Source organism: Streptomyces rhizosphaerihabitans (genome assembly GCF_025399795.1).
Taxonomy (GTDB): Bacteria; Actinomycetota; Actinomycetes; order Streptomycetales; family Streptomycetaceae; genus Streptomyces; species Streptomyces rhizosphaerihabitans.
In genome coordinates, this window is record NZ_JAODTZ010000015.1 from 14,700 (window position 1) to 30,299 (window position 15,600).

General features: G+C 70.9%; 14 protein-coding genes. 3 read left to right on the forward strand and 11 right to left on the reverse strand.

Annotation, left to right across the window (positions count from 1 at the left end):
- Window positions 1-81 precede the first annotated feature (81 nt).
- From N4G66_RS17075 to N4G66_RS17120, 10 genes are all read right to left on the reverse strand, one after another.
- Window positions 82-1,092 carry a sugar phosphate isomerase/epimerase family protein gene (locus tag N4G66_RS17075; protein ID WP_261704972.1) on the reverse strand — a complete coding sequence of 337 codons (1,011 nt, stop codon included), beginning with the start codon at window positions 1,090-1,092 and terminating at the stop codon, window positions 82-84.
- A gap of 11 nt (window positions 1,093-1,103) precedes the next feature.
- Entirely contained in the window at window positions 1,104-2,429 is a 1,326-nt protein-coding gene (locus N4G66_RS17080; RefSeq protein ID WP_261704973.1) for a Gfo/Idh/MocA family protein, read from the reverse strand.
- An 82-nt stretch (window positions 2,430-2,511) separates the two neighbouring features.
- Window positions 2,512-3,561, reverse strand: coding sequence for a substrate-binding domain-containing protein (locus N4G66_RS17085; protein WP_261704974.1), 1,050 nt, complete (start codon window positions 3,559-3,561; stop codon window positions 2,512-2,514).
- Window positions 3,562-3,581: 20 nt separating this feature from the next.
- Window positions 3,582-4,601 (reverse strand): ABC transporter permease, encoded by a 1,020-nt coding sequence (locus N4G66_RS17090; protein ID WP_261704975.1) that lies wholly within the window; start codon window positions 4,599-4,601, stop codon window positions 3,582-3,584.
- Window positions 4,598-6,136 carry a sugar ABC transporter ATP-binding protein gene (locus N4G66_RS17095; RefSeq protein ID WP_261704976.1) on the reverse strand — a complete coding sequence of 513 codons (1,539 nt, stop codon included), beginning with the start codon at window positions 6,134-6,136 and terminating at the stop codon, window positions 4,598-4,600. The genes N4G66_RS17090 and N4G66_RS17095 overlap by 4 nt, the downstream gene beginning before the upstream one ends.
- A 314-nt stretch (window positions 6,137-6,450) precedes the next feature.
- Window positions 6,451-7,632, reverse strand: a complete 1,182-nt coding sequence (locus N4G66_RS17100; protein ID WP_261704977.1) for an ROK family transcriptional regulator — start codon at window positions 7,630-7,632, stop codon at window positions 6,451-6,453.
- Window positions 7,633-7,884: 252 nt separating this feature from the next.
- Window positions 7,885-8,559 carry a GntR family transcriptional regulator gene (locus N4G66_RS17105; protein WP_261704978.1) on the reverse strand — a complete coding sequence of 225 codons (675 nt, stop codon included), beginning with the start codon at window positions 8,557-8,559 and terminating at the stop codon, window positions 7,885-7,887.
- A 155-nt stretch (window positions 8,560-8,714) separates the two neighbouring features.
- The gene (locus N4G66_RS17110; RefSeq protein ID WP_261704979.1) at window positions 8,715-9,662 is read right to left on the reverse strand and encodes a beta-ketoacyl-ACP synthase III; all 948 of its coding nucleotides are present in this window, start codon (window positions 9,660-9,662) and stop codon (window positions 8,715-8,717) included.
- 134 nt (window positions 9,663-9,796) lie between these two features.
- Entirely contained in the window at window positions 9,797-9,931 is a 135-nt protein-coding gene (locus N4G66_RS17115) for an MFS transporter small subunit (RefSeq protein ID WP_261704980.1), read from the reverse strand.
- The gene (locus tag N4G66_RS17120) at window positions 9,900-11,231 is read right to left on the reverse strand and encodes an OFA family MFS transporter (protein ID WP_261704981.1); all 1,332 of its coding nucleotides are present in this window, start codon (window positions 11,229-11,231) and stop codon (window positions 9,900-9,902) included. Before N4G66_RS17120 ends, N4G66_RS17115 begins: the two co-directional genes overlap by 32 nt.
- Window positions 11,232-11,594: 363 nt before the next feature.
- Here N4G66_RS17120 and N4G66_RS17125 point away from each other — a divergent pair, with 363 nt between their 5' ends.
- Complete coding sequence (locus N4G66_RS17125; protein ID WP_261704982.1) at window positions 11,595-12,566, forward strand: 2-dehydropantoate 2-reductase; 972 nt, start codon at window positions 11,595-11,597, stop codon at window positions 12,564-12,566.
- A 343-nt stretch (window positions 12,567-12,909) separates the two neighbouring features.
- Window positions 12,910-13,773, forward strand: a complete 864-nt coding sequence (fdhD, locus tag N4G66_RS17130) for a formate dehydrogenase accessory sulfurtransferase FdhD (RefSeq protein WP_261704983.1) — start codon at window positions 12,910-12,912, stop codon at window positions 13,771-13,773.
- Between the two features lie 73 nt (window positions 13,774-13,846).
- Here fdhD and N4G66_RS17135 read toward each other — a convergent pair whose 3' ends face one another.
- Entirely contained in the window at window positions 13,847-14,662 is an 816-nt protein-coding gene (locus N4G66_RS17135; RefSeq protein WP_261704984.1) for a LysR family transcriptional regulator, read from the reverse strand.
- 144 nt (window positions 14,663-14,806) lie between these two features.
- On the opposite strand from N4G66_RS17135, the gene N4G66_RS17140 reads away from it, so the two are divergent.
- A complete protein-coding gene (locus tag N4G66_RS17140; RefSeq protein WP_261704985.1) occupies window positions 14,807-15,535 on the forward strand; it encodes an SDR family oxidoreductase in 729 nt (242 codons plus the stop codon).
- Window positions 15,536-15,600: the final 65 nt, after the last annotated feature.

Below are 15,600 nucleotides of genomic sequence, written 5' to 3' on the forward strand. Positions count from 1 at the left end.
AGGGTGCTGGTCCAGGCCCGTACGAGGGTGGCCCTCCCCGCGACTCGGCGGGGAGGGCCACCCTCGTGTGCCGGGGCGCGTCTACGGATTGTCGTTGCCGCCGAACGCCGCGTCGAACGATGCCGACGGGGGCTCGAAGTCGTACGCCTTGAGGCGGGTCAGGGCCTCGGGCGCGCCCTGGAGCCGGTCCATGCCGGCGTCCTCCCACTCGACCGAGACGGGTCCCGCGTAGCCGATGGAGCGCAGCATGCGGAAGACGTCCTCCCAGGGGACGTCACCGTGGCCCGCGGAGACGAAGTCCCAGCCGCGGCGCGGGTCGCCCCAGGGCAGGTGGGAGCCGAGCCGGCCGTTGCGGCCGTCGAGGCGCTTGCGGGCCTCCTTGCAGTCCACGTGGTAGATGCGGTCGCGGAAGTCGTAGAGGAAGCCCACCGGGTCGAGGTCCTGCCAGACGAAGTGGGACGGGTCGAAGTTGAGGCCGAAGGCCGGACGGTGGCCGACTGCGTCCAGGGCCTTGTGTGTTGTCCAGTAGTCGTACGCGATCTCGCTCGGGTGGACCTCGTGAGCGAACCGGACGCCCTCGGCGTCGAAGACGTCCAGGATCGGGTTCCACCGGGTCGCGAAGTCCTCGTAGCCGCGCTCGATCATCGCTTCGGAGGCGGGCGGGAACATGGCGACGAGGTGCCAGATCGCCGAGCCGGTGAATCCGATGACGGTGTCGACGCCGAGGGCGGCCGCCGCGCGCGCGGTGTCGGCGATCTCGGCGGCGGCCCGCTGTCGCACGCCCTCGGCCTCGCCGTCTCCCCAGATACGGGCCGGCAGGATGGCCCGATGGCGTTCGTCGATGATGGCGTCGCAGACGGCCTGGCCGACCAGGTGGTTGGAGATGGCCCAGCACTTGAGGCCGTACTTGTCGAGGAGGGCGTGCCGGGAGTCGACGTACCCAGGGTCCGCGAGCGCCTTGTCGACCTCGAAGTGGTCGCCCCAGCAGGCGAGTTCGAGACCTTCGTAGCCGAAGTCGCGGGCCAGGCGGCAGACCTCTTCGAGGGGCAGATCGGCCCACTGGCCGGTGAAGAGCGTGAAGTTGCGCGGCATTCCGGGCCTCCTCAGACGGCTACGGGGGTGTAGACGGAGTTCTTCGCGGCGCTCTCCTCGACCGCCGCGAGGACGCGCTGCACCTGCAGGCCGTCGGCGAAGGACGGTGCGGGCGGGCGGCCGGCGGCGATGGCGTGTACGAGGTCGCGGGCCTGGTGCGTGAAGGTGTGTTCGTAGCCGAGACCGTGCCCCGGTGGCCACCAGGCGTCGAGGTAGGGGTGGTCGGGCTCGGTGACGAGGATGCGGCGGAAGCCCGCGTGGGTGCCGGGTTCGGTGTGGTCGTGGTAGGCGAGTTCATTGAGGCGTTCCAGGTCGAAGGCCAACGAGCCGCGCTCGCCGTTGAGTTCGATGCGCAGGGAGTTCTTGCGTCCGGTGGCGAAGCGGGAGGCCTCGAAGGAGGCGAGGGCGCCGGAGGCGAAGCGGGCCGTGAACAGGGCCGCGTCGTCGACGGTGACGGTACCCGTACGGGAGCCCGGAACGGCGTCGGAACCCGAGCCCGAGCCCGAGCCGGAGCCGGAGCCGGAGCCGGCGAGTGAACCCGGGCCGGAGCCTGCGCCCGGACCGGAACGCGAGCCGTCCGACGGGGCGCCCGGCTCCGGCACGGCCGACAGACCGCTGGACGCCCGTGCGGGCAGAGGACGTTGCCGTACGAAGGTCTCGGTGAGGGCCGACACCCCGCCCAGCGGCTCCCCCGCCAGATACTGCGCGAGGTCGACGATGTGCGCCCCGAGGTCACCGAGGGCGCCCGATCCGGCAGCCTCTCTGCGGAGCCGCCAGGTGAGCGGGAACTCCGGGTCCACCAACCAGTCCTGAAGGTACGTCACTCGCACGTGCCGCAGTGGTCCGAGGCGACCCTCGGCGACCATGGAGCGGGCCAGCGCCGTGGCGGGGAGCCGGCGGTAGTTGAAGCCCACCATGGACATCTGGCCGCGCCCGAGGGCCGCGGCAGCCGCCGACGCCATCGCCTCGGCCTCTTCGACGGAGTTCGCGAGGGGCTTCTCGCACAGCACGTGCTTGCCCGCGGCCAGCGCGGCGACCGCGATCTCGGCGTGGCTGTCGCCGGGCGTGCAGATGTCGACGAGGTCGACGTCGTCCCGGGCGATCAGCGCACGCCAGTCGGTCTCGGCGGCCCCCCAGCCGTGCCGGTCCGCCATCGCCCGCACAGCCCGTCCGTCCCGGCCGCAGACCGCGGCGAGGACCGGCCGGCACGGCAGGTCGAAGACGCGGCCCACGGTGCGCCAGCCCTGCGAGTGGGCGGCGCCCATGAACGCGTAGCCGACCATGCCCACGCCCAATGGCGGCTTCGCGGCCTCGTCGCCCTGGTGCGGCTGTCCCATGCGGATGTCCTCCTCGTCGTCGTGGCGCGGTGGGATGGGGTGGGGCCCGGACCCCCGTACCGGGCCCCTGGCACAGGGCACATCACTTGAAGCCGGTGGCCATGTACTGCTTGACGTTGTCCTTGTCGACGACGGCCGAGTAGAGCGTGAGCGACGCGGGGATCTCGAACTCGGCGAGCCCGCCGATGCCCTTGCCCTGCCCGAGCGTGCGGGCCAGGTCGATCGCGGACGCGGCCATGGTCGGCGGGTACAGGACGGTGGCCTTCAGGACGCTGTTGTCGGCGTCGATGGCCTGGAAGGCGGAGAGCGCTCCGGCCCCGCCGACCATGAGGAAGCCGTCCCGCCCGGCCTGCTCGATGGCGCGCAGCGCTCCCACACCCTGGTCGTCGTCGTGGTTCCACAGGGCGTCGAACTTCGGTTGCGCCTGCAGGAGCTGGGACATCTTGGCCTGGCCGGACTCGACGGTGAACTCGGCGGCCTGGCGGGCGACCTTCTTGATGTTCGGATAGTTCTTCAGCGCCGCGTCGAAGCCCTGGGTGCGCTGCTTGGTGAGTTCCAGGTTGTCGAGCCCGGCGAGCTCGATGACCCGGGCGTCCTTCTTGCCTCTGAGTTTCTCGCCGATGTAGTGACCGGCACTCAGACCCATGCCGTAGTTGTCGCCGCCGATCCAACAGCGGTATGCCTGAGGCGAGTTGAAGATCCGGTCCAGGTTGATGACAGGGATGCCCGCACGCATGGCCTTGAGGCCGACCTGGGTCAGGGCCTTGCCGTCGGCCGGCAGCACCACCAGGACGTCGACCTTCTTGTTGATCAGGGTCTCGATCTGGCCGATCTGCGCGGCCGTGTCGTTGGAGCCCTCGGTGATCTCCAGGGACACGTCCGTGTACTTCCCGGCGCGGTTCTTGGCGTTGTCGTTGATGGCGTTGAGCCAGCCGTGGTCGGCCTGCGGTCCGGCGAAGCCGATGGTGACGTGCTTGCCCGGCTTGTCGTCGGCGGCCGGCTGGTCGTTCGCGGCCGGCCTCTCGTCCTTGGTGTCGTTGCTGGTGCAGCCGACGAGGAAGGCACCGGCCGAGACGGCGGCGGTTCCGAGGAGCAGTCCTCTGCGACTGGTCGGGCTCATGTGTTCTGGCATGGCGGTGGACCCTTCCCGTGTCAGGTCGTGCTTGCTGTGCGCCGCTGGACCAGGACCGCGGCGACGATGATCGCGCCCTTGGCGATCTGCTGGACATCGCTCTGGAGGTTGTTCAGCGCGAAGATGTCGGTGATCGTCGTGAAGATCAGGACACCGAGCACCGAGCCGGTGATGGTGCCGCGGCCCCCGCTGAGCAGGGTGCCGCCGATGATCGCGGCCGCGATGGCGTCGAGTTCGTACAGGTTGCCGTTGGTGTTCTGGCCGGAGCCGGACAGGATGATCAGCAGGAAGGCGGCGATGCCGCAGCACAGTCCGGAGAGCAGATAGAGGTACAGCCGCTGACGTCGTACGTCGATACCGGCGAGCCGTGCCGCCTCGGCGTTGCCGCCGACGGCGACCGTGCGCCGGCCGAAGGTGGTGCGGTTGAGGACCAGCCAGCCGATGACGGTGACGACGGCGAAGACCAGGACCAGCGGCGGGACACCGAGCACGTAGGAATCGCGCTCGCCTAGCTTGAGGATGTTGTCCACCGACACGATCTGGGTCCTGCCGTCGGTGATCTGGAGCGCGAGACCGCGGGCCGAGGCGAGCATGGCGAGCGTCGCGATGAAGGGGACCATCCCTCCGTACGCGACGAGCAGTCCGTTGACCAGGCCGCAGCCCAGGCCGACGAGCACCGCGGTGAGGAGGATGCCCGCGAAGCCGTACTCCTGGGTGGCGACCGTGGTGGCCCAGACCGAGGAGAGTGCGACGATCGCGCCGACCGACAGGTCGATGCCGCCGGAGGTGATGACGAAGGTCATGCCGACGGTGACGACTCCGATCACCGAGGCCTGGGTGAGGACGAGTTGGAGGTTGCGGGTGTCGAGGAACTCGTCGGGCCTGGTGACGCCGCCGATGACGATCAGGGCGGCGAGGACACCGAGGAGCGAGAGCGTGCGGACGTCGGCGCGGGCCACCACGGTGCGCCACGCGGGGAGTTCACCCGTCGAGGGCACCGTGCCGGTGCCGTCCCGGGGCGGGGACACGTGCTGCGTCATGACGCGGGGCTCTCTTCGCCGGCCACAGGGCTTCCTTCCAGGACGAGGTCGAGTACGCGGTGTTCGTCGAGATCGCGGGCGGGTGCGGTGTGTACGACGCGCCCCTCGCGGAGCACCAGGACGCGGTCGGCGAGCCCGAGCACCTCGGGCACTTCGCTGGAGACCAGCAGGACGGCGAGCCCCTCGTCGGCGAGCCGGCGGATCACCGCGTACAACTCGGCGCGGGCTCCGACGTCGACGCCACGCGTGGGCTCGTCGAGGAGCAGGACGCGGCAGCCGCGCAGCAGCCAGCGCGCCAGCACGGCCTTCTGCTGATTGCCGCCCGACAGGGTCCCGACCGGCACCGCCGGGTTGTCGGGGCGCAGGGAGAGCTCACGGGTGGCCGCGCGTGCCGCACCGCGTTCGGCCCGCCGGTCGATCCAGCCCCCGTGCGCGAAGCGGGACATGGAGGAGACGGACACATTGCGGGTGACCGACTCCAGCATCAGCAGGGCCTGCGCCTTGCGTTCCTCGGGGGCCAGTCCGAGTCCGGCGCGTACGGCGGCGCGCACGCTGCCGGTGCGCAGCGGCCTGCCGTTCACGCTGACCCGGCCGGTGGTCGGTCTGCGTGCCCCGTAGATCGTCTCCAGGATCTCGGAGCGGCCGGAGCCGACGAGTCCGGCCAGGCCGACGATTTCACCGGGCCGCAGTTCGAGGTCGAGCGGCGCGAACTCCCCCTGACGGGAGAGGCCTTGGACCGTGAGTACGGGGTCACCGGGTGGCCGCGCGCGGGGCCGGTCCGGGAAGAGGTACTCGACGTTGCGCCCGGTCATCAGTGCCACGACCTCGCGGGTCGGTGTCGACCTCGCGGGCAGTCCACCCGCAACCGCACGGCCGTCCTTCAGCACGGTGACACGGTCGCCGATGCGGCGGATCTCCTCCAGACGGTGCGAGATGTAGACGACGGCGACACCGTCCGCGGTCAGGTCGCCGACGATGCGGAAGAGGTTGTCGACCTCGTCGGGGTCGAGGGCGGCCGACGGTTCGTCCATGACGATGAGCCGTACGTCGTGGGAGAGCGCCCGCGCCATGGACACGATCTGCCGCTGGGCCGCGGACAGATCACCGACGAGCCGTGCCGGATCGATCTCCGGATGCCCGAGCCGCTTGAGCAGTGCGGCGGCCGACGCCTTGGCGGCCTTGCCCCGTACGACGAATCCGGCGGCTGTGGGCTCATGTCCGAGGTGGACGTTCTCGGCCACCGACAGCCCTTCCACCAGGTCGAGTTCCTGGTAGATGGTGGCGATGCCGAGGCGCATGGCGGCGATCGGGGACCTGAGGGTGACGGGCTCGCCGCGCCAGCCGATGGTGCCGTCGTCGGGCTGGTGGGCGCCGGCCAGGACTTTGATGAGGGTGGACTTTCCGGCGCCGTTCTGGCCGAGCAGACAGTGCACTTCGCCGGCCTGGACGTCGAGGTCGACGCCGTCCAGGGCCCGGACTCCGGGGAACGACTTGGTGATGCCGGACATGGTGAGCAGCGGTGGTTCTGGTGCCATCTCTCTCCTTGCGTGGGAAATCCCGGCCTTCAGGCCAAGCGGGAAACGCATCCTGAGTGCCGGAGCCGCGTAGTACGCTTTGCATCTGCCTCCGGCAGCGGTCAGGGCTTGGCCGTCATGAGACTCCTTGGAGTCGAGTGAGAAGCTCCCTCGTTTACGAGGGGGAGGAGTCACGACGGTTCCCTTGGGCAGGCGTGCGGGCCGGTTGCCGGGCGGTGCGCGTACGGGGCGGGCGGTTTCGGGCACGGCGGAGCGGGGCTCGGCGCCGGTGGTCCGATTCCTGGAGGTGGCTTGCGCGGGCTGGAGGAAGTGACTTACGCGGGCGAGAACAGGTGGTCGCTGATCAGCCGGGCCCCGCCGATGACTCCGGCGGTCGGGCCCAACTCCCCGAGGACGATGGGCAGATTGCCGGTCGCGAGCGGAAGCGACTGACGGTAGACCTGGGTGCGGATCGCGGCGAGCAGGGTGTGGCCGAGACCTGTCACCCCACCACCGATCACCACCAGGCCGGGATTGAAGAAGCTCACGAGTGCGGCGATGACCTGGCCGGTGCGGTTGCCGCCCTCGCGGATCAGGTCGAGCGCGGTGGCGTCGCCCGCCGCGGCCGCGGCGGCGACGTCGACGGCGCTCAGTGCGCCGTTCGTCTCCAGCCGCGAGGCGAGTTCGGCCGACAGTCCCTGCCGGGCGGCCTCCACGGCGTCACGCGCGAGCGCGGCGCCACTGAAGTGGGCCTCCAGGCAGCCCCGGTTGCCGCAGGCGCACGGACGGCCGTCGGGCACGGCCTGGATGTGCCCGATGTCGCCGGCGCTGCCCGTCGCACCGCGATGGACCTCACCGCCGACGACGATGCCGCAGCCGATGCCGGTGCCGATCTTGACGCAGAGGAAGTCGTTCACGGAGCGTGCGACGCCCGCGTGCTGCTCCCCCATGGCCATCAGGTTCACGTCGTTGTCGACCATGACCGGACAGCCGAGTTCCTGGCTGAGCGCCTCGCGGACCGGGAAGCCGTCCCAGCCGGGCATGATCGGCGGGGCGACCGGGACGCCCTCGGGGAAGCGGACGGGACCCGGAACGCCGATGCCGGCGCCGTCGAAGCCCTCCGCGAACCCCGAGGCCCTCAACTTCGCTGCCATGGCCAGTACTTGCTCGGACACCGCGACCGGGCCCTCGCGCACGTCCATGGGCTGGTTGAGGTGCCCCAGGATCTCCAGTTCCGCGTTGGTGACGGCCACGTCGATCGAGGTCGCGCCGATGTCGACGCCCAGGAATCTCAGTGCCGGCGCGAGCCGGACGCTGTGTGAGCGGCGCCCGCCCCGTGAGGCGGCGAGTCCGTCGGCCACCACGAGTCCGGTCTCCAGCAGCCGGTCCACCTCGACGGCCAGCTTCGACCGCGAGAGGTCGATCTGATCGCCCAGCTGAGCACGGGAGTTGGGGCCGCCGTCACGCAACAGTCGCAGCAGCCGGGCCTGATGAGCGTTCGCGGGTCGTGCCGTCATACGTCTCACGAACCCCTCCCCACCCGGATCGGCCTGCGTCCGTCAGGTTCCGGCCACCCTCACCGGCCGTGCTTTCGAGGGGAACGTAGCAGCGGCTGCCGGGAGTGGGAAGAAGTCGCGCACGAATTGCCACCGACTTTCCCCACTCTCAGGACAAAGGCAGATCCGCGACCGGAGAACGCGCCTCTCGGCGAGAGCGCCGCCTGCGGTCTCCGCATCGGTCTGTCGTGGGGGCGCATCTCTGTCGGCCGGCTACTTCTCTCGGTCGTGGTACATCTTCCGCGTGTGCTCCGTGTGGGCCCGCATGACCGCGGTGGCCCGCTGTTCGTCGCGTTCCGCTATCGCGGCGATCAGTTCGCGGTGTTCGATCCAGGACTGCCGGCCGCGCTGGCGGGCCACCGGCGTGTAGTACCAGCGGACCCGGCGGTCGACCTGTGCGGCGAGCTCGGCGAGAACCGTGTTGCCGGCGAGCTCCATGATCTTGGCGTGCAGCCGCGCGTTCATCGCGACCGCGCCGTCCACGTCGTCGTCGGCGACCGCCCGCTCGCCCTCGGCGCACAGGTCTTCGAGAGCGGTGATGGCGGCGGTGCCCGCGTTGGCGGCGGCGAGCCGGGCCGCTTCGGCCTCCAGGAGCGTACGGACCGTGAGGAGCTGGTCGGCCTCCTCCTCGGTCGGCTCGTGCACGAACGCGCCCTGGGCGGGCCGCAGATCGACCCAGCCCTCGGTGCTCAGCCGCTGGAGGGCCTCCCGCACGGGCTGCCGGGACACTCCGAGGTGACCGGCGAGTTCGCTCTCGACGAGGTGCTGGCCCGGCTGGAGGGCGCGGGTGGTGATGAGTTCGAGCAGCGCCTCGTAGACGCGGTCACGGAGCGGGCCGGGCCGCTCTAGCTTGGGTACCGCTCCCTGAGGCAGTCCTGTCGACAACATCACGGTCCCTCCTGGGCAGCGCCGTCGCCGCGATAGGAAAGTCGATTGTCAATTGTCTTTCGCCTACAGTCTACGGCGCACAAACGCCCGCAGGCACAGGGGTCGGGCTTGTCACATCCGGGGACGCGAGGGCCGGACGGGCAGCTCAGACCGCCTCACGGGCAGCGGACGACCTGCCCCGCGTAGGAGAGGTTGCCGCCGAAGCCGAACAGCAGGACGGGGTCGCCGGTGGAGATCTCGCCGCGCTCGACGAGCTTGGAGAAGGCGAGCGGGATGCTCGCGGCGGAGGTGTTCCCGGACTCGACGACATCGCGCGCGACGACGGCGTTGACCGCGCCGATCTTCAGGGCGAGCGGCTCGATGATCCGCAGGTTGGCCTGGTGCAGGACGACTCCGGCGAGGTCCTCGGGCGCGAGGCCGGCCCGCTCGCAGGCCTTGCGGGCGATCGGCGGGAGCTGTGTGGTGGCCCAGCGGTAGACGCTCTGCCCCTCCTGCGCGAACCGCGAGGGGGTGCCCTCGATACGCACCGCGTTGCCCATCTCGGGCACCGAGCCCCACAGCACCGGTCCGATGCCGGGCTCCTCGCCCGCGGGGCAGGCCTCGACGACGGCGGCCCCCGCGCCGTCCCCGACGAGGACGCATGTGGTGCGGTCGGTCCAGTCCGCCACGTCGCTCATCTTGTCGGCGCCGATGACCAGCGCCCGGGTCGCGGCACCGGCGCGCACGGCGTGGTCGGCGGTGGCGAGGGCATGGGTGAAGCCGGCGCAGACGACGTTGACGTCCATGGCGGCCGGCGAGGGGATGCCGAGGCGGGCGGAGACCCGGGCGGCCATGTTCGGGGAGCGGTCGACGGCGGTGGAGGTGGCGACGAGGACGAGGTCGATGTCGCCCGGCGTCAGACCGGCCGAGGCGAGTGCCTTGGCGGCGGCGTGCGCGGCCAGCTCGTCGACGGGCTCGTCGGGCCCGGCGATGTGGCGTGTCCGGATGCCCACGCGGCTCCTGATCCACTCGTCGCTGGTGTCGACCAGGCCCGCCAGGTCCTCGTTGGTGAGTACCTTGGCGGGCTGGTAATGGCCGACGGCGGCGATCCGTGAGCCGTTCATGAGTGGTCCCCTCGTGCTTCGGTAGCGGGATCCACCAGTCTGTTCAATGACTCACTGGTACGGCGGCAGGTGAAGCCACAGGATTGTGACGCCAGGCTTGTCGGCTTCTGTCAGAGTCTCGGAAGCCCGAACACCTACCCCGAGAACAGTTGGGTCGCCTTCTGTACGAGCTCGTAGAGGCCGTAGCACAGGGGTGCGCCCACCCACAGCCAGGCGAAGACGATCAGCGCTCGCCGGTCAGGCGGACTCGGGCTGCTGTCGTGCGACATCGGCGGCCTCCCTCGGTGCGGGGATGTGGTGGCGGGCGTGTACGGGCCGTACGAACTCGTTCGCGACGAAGCCGACGGCGAGCAGCCCGATCATGATCAGGAACGACAGGGTGTAGAGGGACGAGCCATGTCTGCCCGCCGCCTCCTGATGGTCGGCGATCCAGTTGACGATCAGCGGGCCGAGGACGCCGGCGGTGGACCAGGCGGTGAGCAGCCTGCCGTGGATGGCGCCGACCTGGTACGTGCCGAACAGGTCCTTCAGATACGCCGGGATCGTGGCGAAGCCTCCGCCGTAGAAGGAGAGGATCACCAGCGCTGCGAGGATGAACAGCGGCTTGGAGGAATCCCCGAGCCAGGCGATGAGCGCGTACATCAGCGCGCCGACCCCGAGGTAGACCCGGTAGATGTTCTTGCGTCCGATCAGGTCGGAGGTCGAGGACCAGCCGATGCGGCCCGCCATGTTGGCCGCGGACAGCAGGGCGACGAACCCGGCGGCCGCGGAGACGGACACCGGTGTCGAGGTGTCCCCGAAGAAGTCCGTGATCATCGGGGCGGCCTTCTCCAGGATGCCGATGCCGGCCGTCACGTTCATGCAGAGAATGACCCACAGGCACCAGAACTGGGGGGTGCGTACGGCGTTGCGAGCGGAGACCTGAACCCCGTCGAGCGCGCTCGGCCCGGACGCGGCCGGCTTCTCGCCGCGCGGCACACGTACCAGCAGCACTCCGAGCGTCATGAACACGGCATACGTCAGCCCGTGCACGAGGAAGGCGAGCGCGATCCCGGAGGAGTCGGATCCGAACGACTTCAGCATCTGGGCGGACCAGGGCGAGGCGATCAGCGCGCCGCCTCCGAAGCCCATGATCGCGATGCCGGTGGCCATGCCGGGCCGGTCCGGGAACCACTTGATCAGCGTGGAGACGGGCGAGATGTAGCCGATGCCGAGGCCGGTCCCGCCGACGAAGCCGTAGCCGAACACGATCAGCCAGTACTGCTCGGTGGCGGCGCCGAGCGCCGCGATGAGGAAGCCGGAGGAGAAGCAGACGAGGGCGACGGTCATCGCCCAGCGCGGACCGTTGCGCTCGACGAGCGTGCCGCCGAACGCGGCCGACAGGCCGAGCATCACGATGGCGAGCTGGAAGGGCAGCGCGCTCTGGGTGCCGCTCAGACCGAGCGCGGATTCGAGCGGCGGCTTGAAGACGCTCCAGGCGTAGGCCTGGCCGATGGAGAGATGGACCGACAGGGCGGCCGGCGGGACGAGCCAGCGGCTCCAACCGGGAGGTGCGACAGGAGGGCTCATGATCCGGGACGATAGGAAGCGGCTGAGCGACTGTGAAGCGGCGTGACGCAAACTCGTCGACCGTATGCGATGAGCGGTATCCCTGACGCGACGAACGGTCACGGGGCCGGACCCGAGGGGCCCTGCGCACACCGCACGAGCGGCTCCCGGTGCCCATGCCGCCGGTCTGCCCCTTGCCCTCACCACCGCCTCGGCCCTTGCCCCACCACCGTCATGCCCCTTGCCCTCGCCGCCGTCTCGCCCCTCCCCCTTGCCGCAGTCACTGCCTTGCCCTTGCCCTTGCCCATTCCATCCTGTAGACAATATTTCGTCGACAGAGTTCGGAAGTTCCTCGGTACCCTCGACCGAACGGAGCGCCACCCAGTGAGAGTCGCAGTTCTCGGCGCCGGTGCGATCGGCGCCTACGTCGGCGCCGCTCTGCACCGCGCGGGCGCCGACGTGCATCTGGTCGCCCGTGGCCCGCACCTCGCGGCCATGAGGCAGCACGGCGTCCAAGTCCTCAGCCGGCGCGGGGACTTCACCGCGCGGGCCCATGCCACCGACAACCCGGCCGACATCGGTCCGGTCGACTACGTCTTCCTCGGTCTGAAGGCCAACTCGTACGCGGCGTGCGGGCCGCTCATCGAGCCGCTGCTGCACGACACCACGGCGGTGATCGCCGCCCAGAACGGCATTCCCTGGTGGTACTTCCACCGGCACGGCGGACCCTACGACGGGCACCGGGTGGAGAGCGTGGACCCGGGCGGCGCCGTCACTGCGGTGCTGGCGCCGGAGCGGGCCATCGGGTGCGTCGTGTACGCCGCGACCGAGTTGGAGGGACCGGGCGTCGTCCGCCACCTCGAAGGCACCCGGTTCTCCATCGGGGAACCGGACCGGTCCGTCTCGGCACGCTGCCGGGCGTTCAGCGACGCCATGCGGGAGGGCGGGTTGAAATGCCCGGTCGAACCGGACCTGCGCAACGACATCTGGCTCAAGCTGCTCGGCAACATCTCCTTCAACCCGATCAGCGCGCTGGCCCGCGCCACCATGCGGCAGATGTGCCTGCACGGCGGGACGCGCAAGGTCATCGAGATCATGATGACCGAGACACTGAGCGTCTCCGAGGCCCTCGGCTGCGAGGTGGCTGTGTCCATCGAGCGGCGCCTCGCGGGTGCCGAACGGGTCGGCGACCACCGCACCTCCACGCTCCAGGACCTGGAACGCGGCAAGCCGCTGGAACTCGACGTGCTGCTCGCGGCCGTCGTGGAACTCGCGGAGATCACCGGCGTTCCGGTGCCGACGCTGCGTACCGTGCACGCCATCTCGGATCTGCTCGCGCTGCGGACGGCGGCATGAACACGGAGCGGGCCGCCGACGGCCGAGGCGGCATGCGGCCCGCTGCCACGTGTGCGGGACCGGCCCACGGCACACGCACAGGGCCGGCCCACGGCGCACGTGCGGGTCCGACCCACGGCACACGTGCGGGTCCGACCAGCGGGGTACGTGCGGGTCCGACCAGCGGGGTACGTGCGGGTCCGACCAGCGGGGTACGTGCGGGTCCGACCAGCGGGGTACGTGCAGGACAATGAGGACGTGAAGGTCGCCCACCCCGCCCGTCGATCCGGTGACCCGCACGGCAACCGCCGCAGGAAGGGCCGATCCGGCCGGCCACACGTACGGAAGCGGGACTGATCAGGCCATGGGACGAGTCACGGAACGACGCAAGGTGATCCGCATCCGGGACGGGGCCGTGAGCACCCGTCCGGACACGCTCGTCGCCGAGGAACCGCTGGAGATCCGCCTCAACGGCAAGCCTCTGGCCATCACCATGCGCACCCCGGGCGACGACTTCGCGCTGGCCGCGGGCTTCCTGGTGAGCGAGGGGGTGCTGGGCCGGGCCGACGAGCTGCAGAACATCGTGTACTGCGCCGGGGCCACGGTGGACGGCTCCAACTCGTACAACGTCGTCGACGTACGGACGGCGCCCGGTGTCGTCATCCCCGACATCACGCTCGAACGCAATGTGTACACGACGTCGTCGTGCGGTCTGTGCGGCAAGGCGAGCCTGGACGCGGTCCGTACGACGGCCCGCTGGACCATCGACGACACGGCGGGCGGCACGACTCCCCCGGTGCGGCTGGAACCCGACCTGCTCGCGAGCCTCCCCGACCGGCTGCGCGCGGCCCAGCGGGTCTTCGACCGGACCGGGGGCCTGCACGCGGCGGCGCTGTTCACGGAGGAGGGCGAGCTGGTCGACGTACGGGAGGACGTGGGCCGGCACAACGCGGTCGACAAGCTGGTCGGCCGCGCCCTGCAGAACGGCACGCTCCCGCTCTCCCGGACGGTCCTGCTGGTCTCCGGCCGGGCGTCCTTCGAGCTGGCGCAGAAGGCGGTGATGGCGGGCATCCCGGTGCTGGCGGCGGTCTCCGCTCCGTCGTCGCTGGCCGTCGACCTGGCGGCGGAGACCGGCCTGACCCTGGTCGGCTTCCTGCGCGGCGCCAACATGAACGTGTACGCGGGCGAGCACCGGATCGCCCTGCGGGCCGCGGCCGCCCAGGGCTGACACCGGTTCCCCGCGACACGGCGGCGGGGTCCCGAACGGCGGGGAGCGCCCCCTGCGCCGGAGGGACCCCGCCTCAGCCCCGAACCCCCGCGACCTCGGCGAACGCGGCGATCAGGGGCGTGCGCCGATTCCTCTCCCAGGCAAGGAACACCTGGTCGGGTGGCGCGTCCGTGACCGGTACGTACGTGATGTCCGGACGTGAGTACTGCTCGGCGACGGACTCCGGTACGAGGGTGATGCCGGCACCGCCCGCCACGCGCTCGAACTTCTCCTCGATGGTCCGGATCGGCAGCTCGTCCGGCCCGGGGTCCGAGTAGCGCAGCCAGGTCTCGCCCTCCAGGTCGGCGAGGACGAGTTCCTCCTTCCCGGCGAGCCGGTGGGCCGCCGGGAGCATCGCGACCCGGGCCTCGTCGAACAGGGGCAGCAGCGCGAGTCCCCGCTCCTGGATCGGCCGGCGGAGATAGGCGAGGTCGACGGTCCCGTCGAGGATCAGCTGTTCCTGGTCGTCCCATTCGACTCGGCGCGCCTGGACGTCGACGTCGGGATGGGCGGCGCCGAAGGCTCGCAGGGCGTGGGTGACGACCACTCCGGCCCGGAAGCCCACCACGAGCCGGCGCGGGCCGCCCGCCGCCCGTCGCACCCGGCGCCGGGTCGCATCGGCGGTGGCGAGCAACTGGCTTGCGTCATCCAGGAGTTGGCTCCCCGCCGCGGTCAGCGTCACTCCACGGCTGTCACGTTCGAAGAGCAGCGCGTCCAAGTCCTTCTCCAGCGCCCTGATCTGACGGCTCAGCACCGGCTGGGCGATGTGCAGTCGCTCTGCCGCGCGACCGAAGTGCAGCAGTTCGGCCACCGCCACGAAGTAGCGGATCTTGCGCAGGTCGAGATCCATGACCGCCCTTCCGTCGTGGTACCGGCGATGCCTTCAGGGTATCGCCGACGCCGAAAGAGGTCTTGGACGGCGGGGCACGGCCGCGAGCAGGCTTGACGGCACCGGGAACAACCCGGGAATCACGCGGAGCGGAAGGGAACCGACATGGGTCACAGAGGTCTGCAAGGGCAGCGGGTCGTCGTGATCGGCGGCACGGCGGGCATCGGGCTCGCGGTGGCGGAGGCGGTCGCACGGGAGGGGGCCGAGGTGGTGGTCGCCTCGCGCCGCCGGGAGAGTGTGGACGCCGCCCTGGAGCTGCTGCCGTCGGGCGCCGAGGGGCATGTGCTGGACGCGACCGACGAGGACGGCATCCGCGGGTTCTTCGGCCGGATCGGCGGCTTCGACCACCTCGTCTACACGGCCGGCGAGTCGCTGCTGCTGGAGAGTCTCGCCGAGTCCGATCCGACGCGGGCCCGGCGCTTCCTGGACACCCGGCTCTGGGGCGCGTACACGGCCGTCAAGTACGGCGCCCCGGCGATCCGCGAAGGCGGCTCCGTCGTCCTGACCACCGGCACGGCCGGGCGTCGGCCGATGCCGGGGACCACCGTCGCGGCGAGCCTGTGCGGGGCGATGGAGTCGCTCACCCGCGCCCTGGCCCTGGAGCTCGCGCCGATCCGGGTGAACGTGGTCTCGCCGGGAGTGGTCCGCACCGGGCTGTGGCGGGACCTGCCGGAGGAGGACCGCGACGGACTGTTCGGGTCCGCCGCCGCGTCGCTCCCCGTCGGCCGGGTGGGCGAGCCGGAGGACATCGCCGAGGCCTATCTGTATCTGATGCGCGGGGGCTACAGCACCGGCTCGGTCGTCGTGGCCGACGGAGGCGGCCTACTGGTGTGAGGGCCGCCTCCGGGTACTGGTGGTGAGAGCCGCCTCCGGGTACTGGTGCGAGAGCCGCCTCCGGC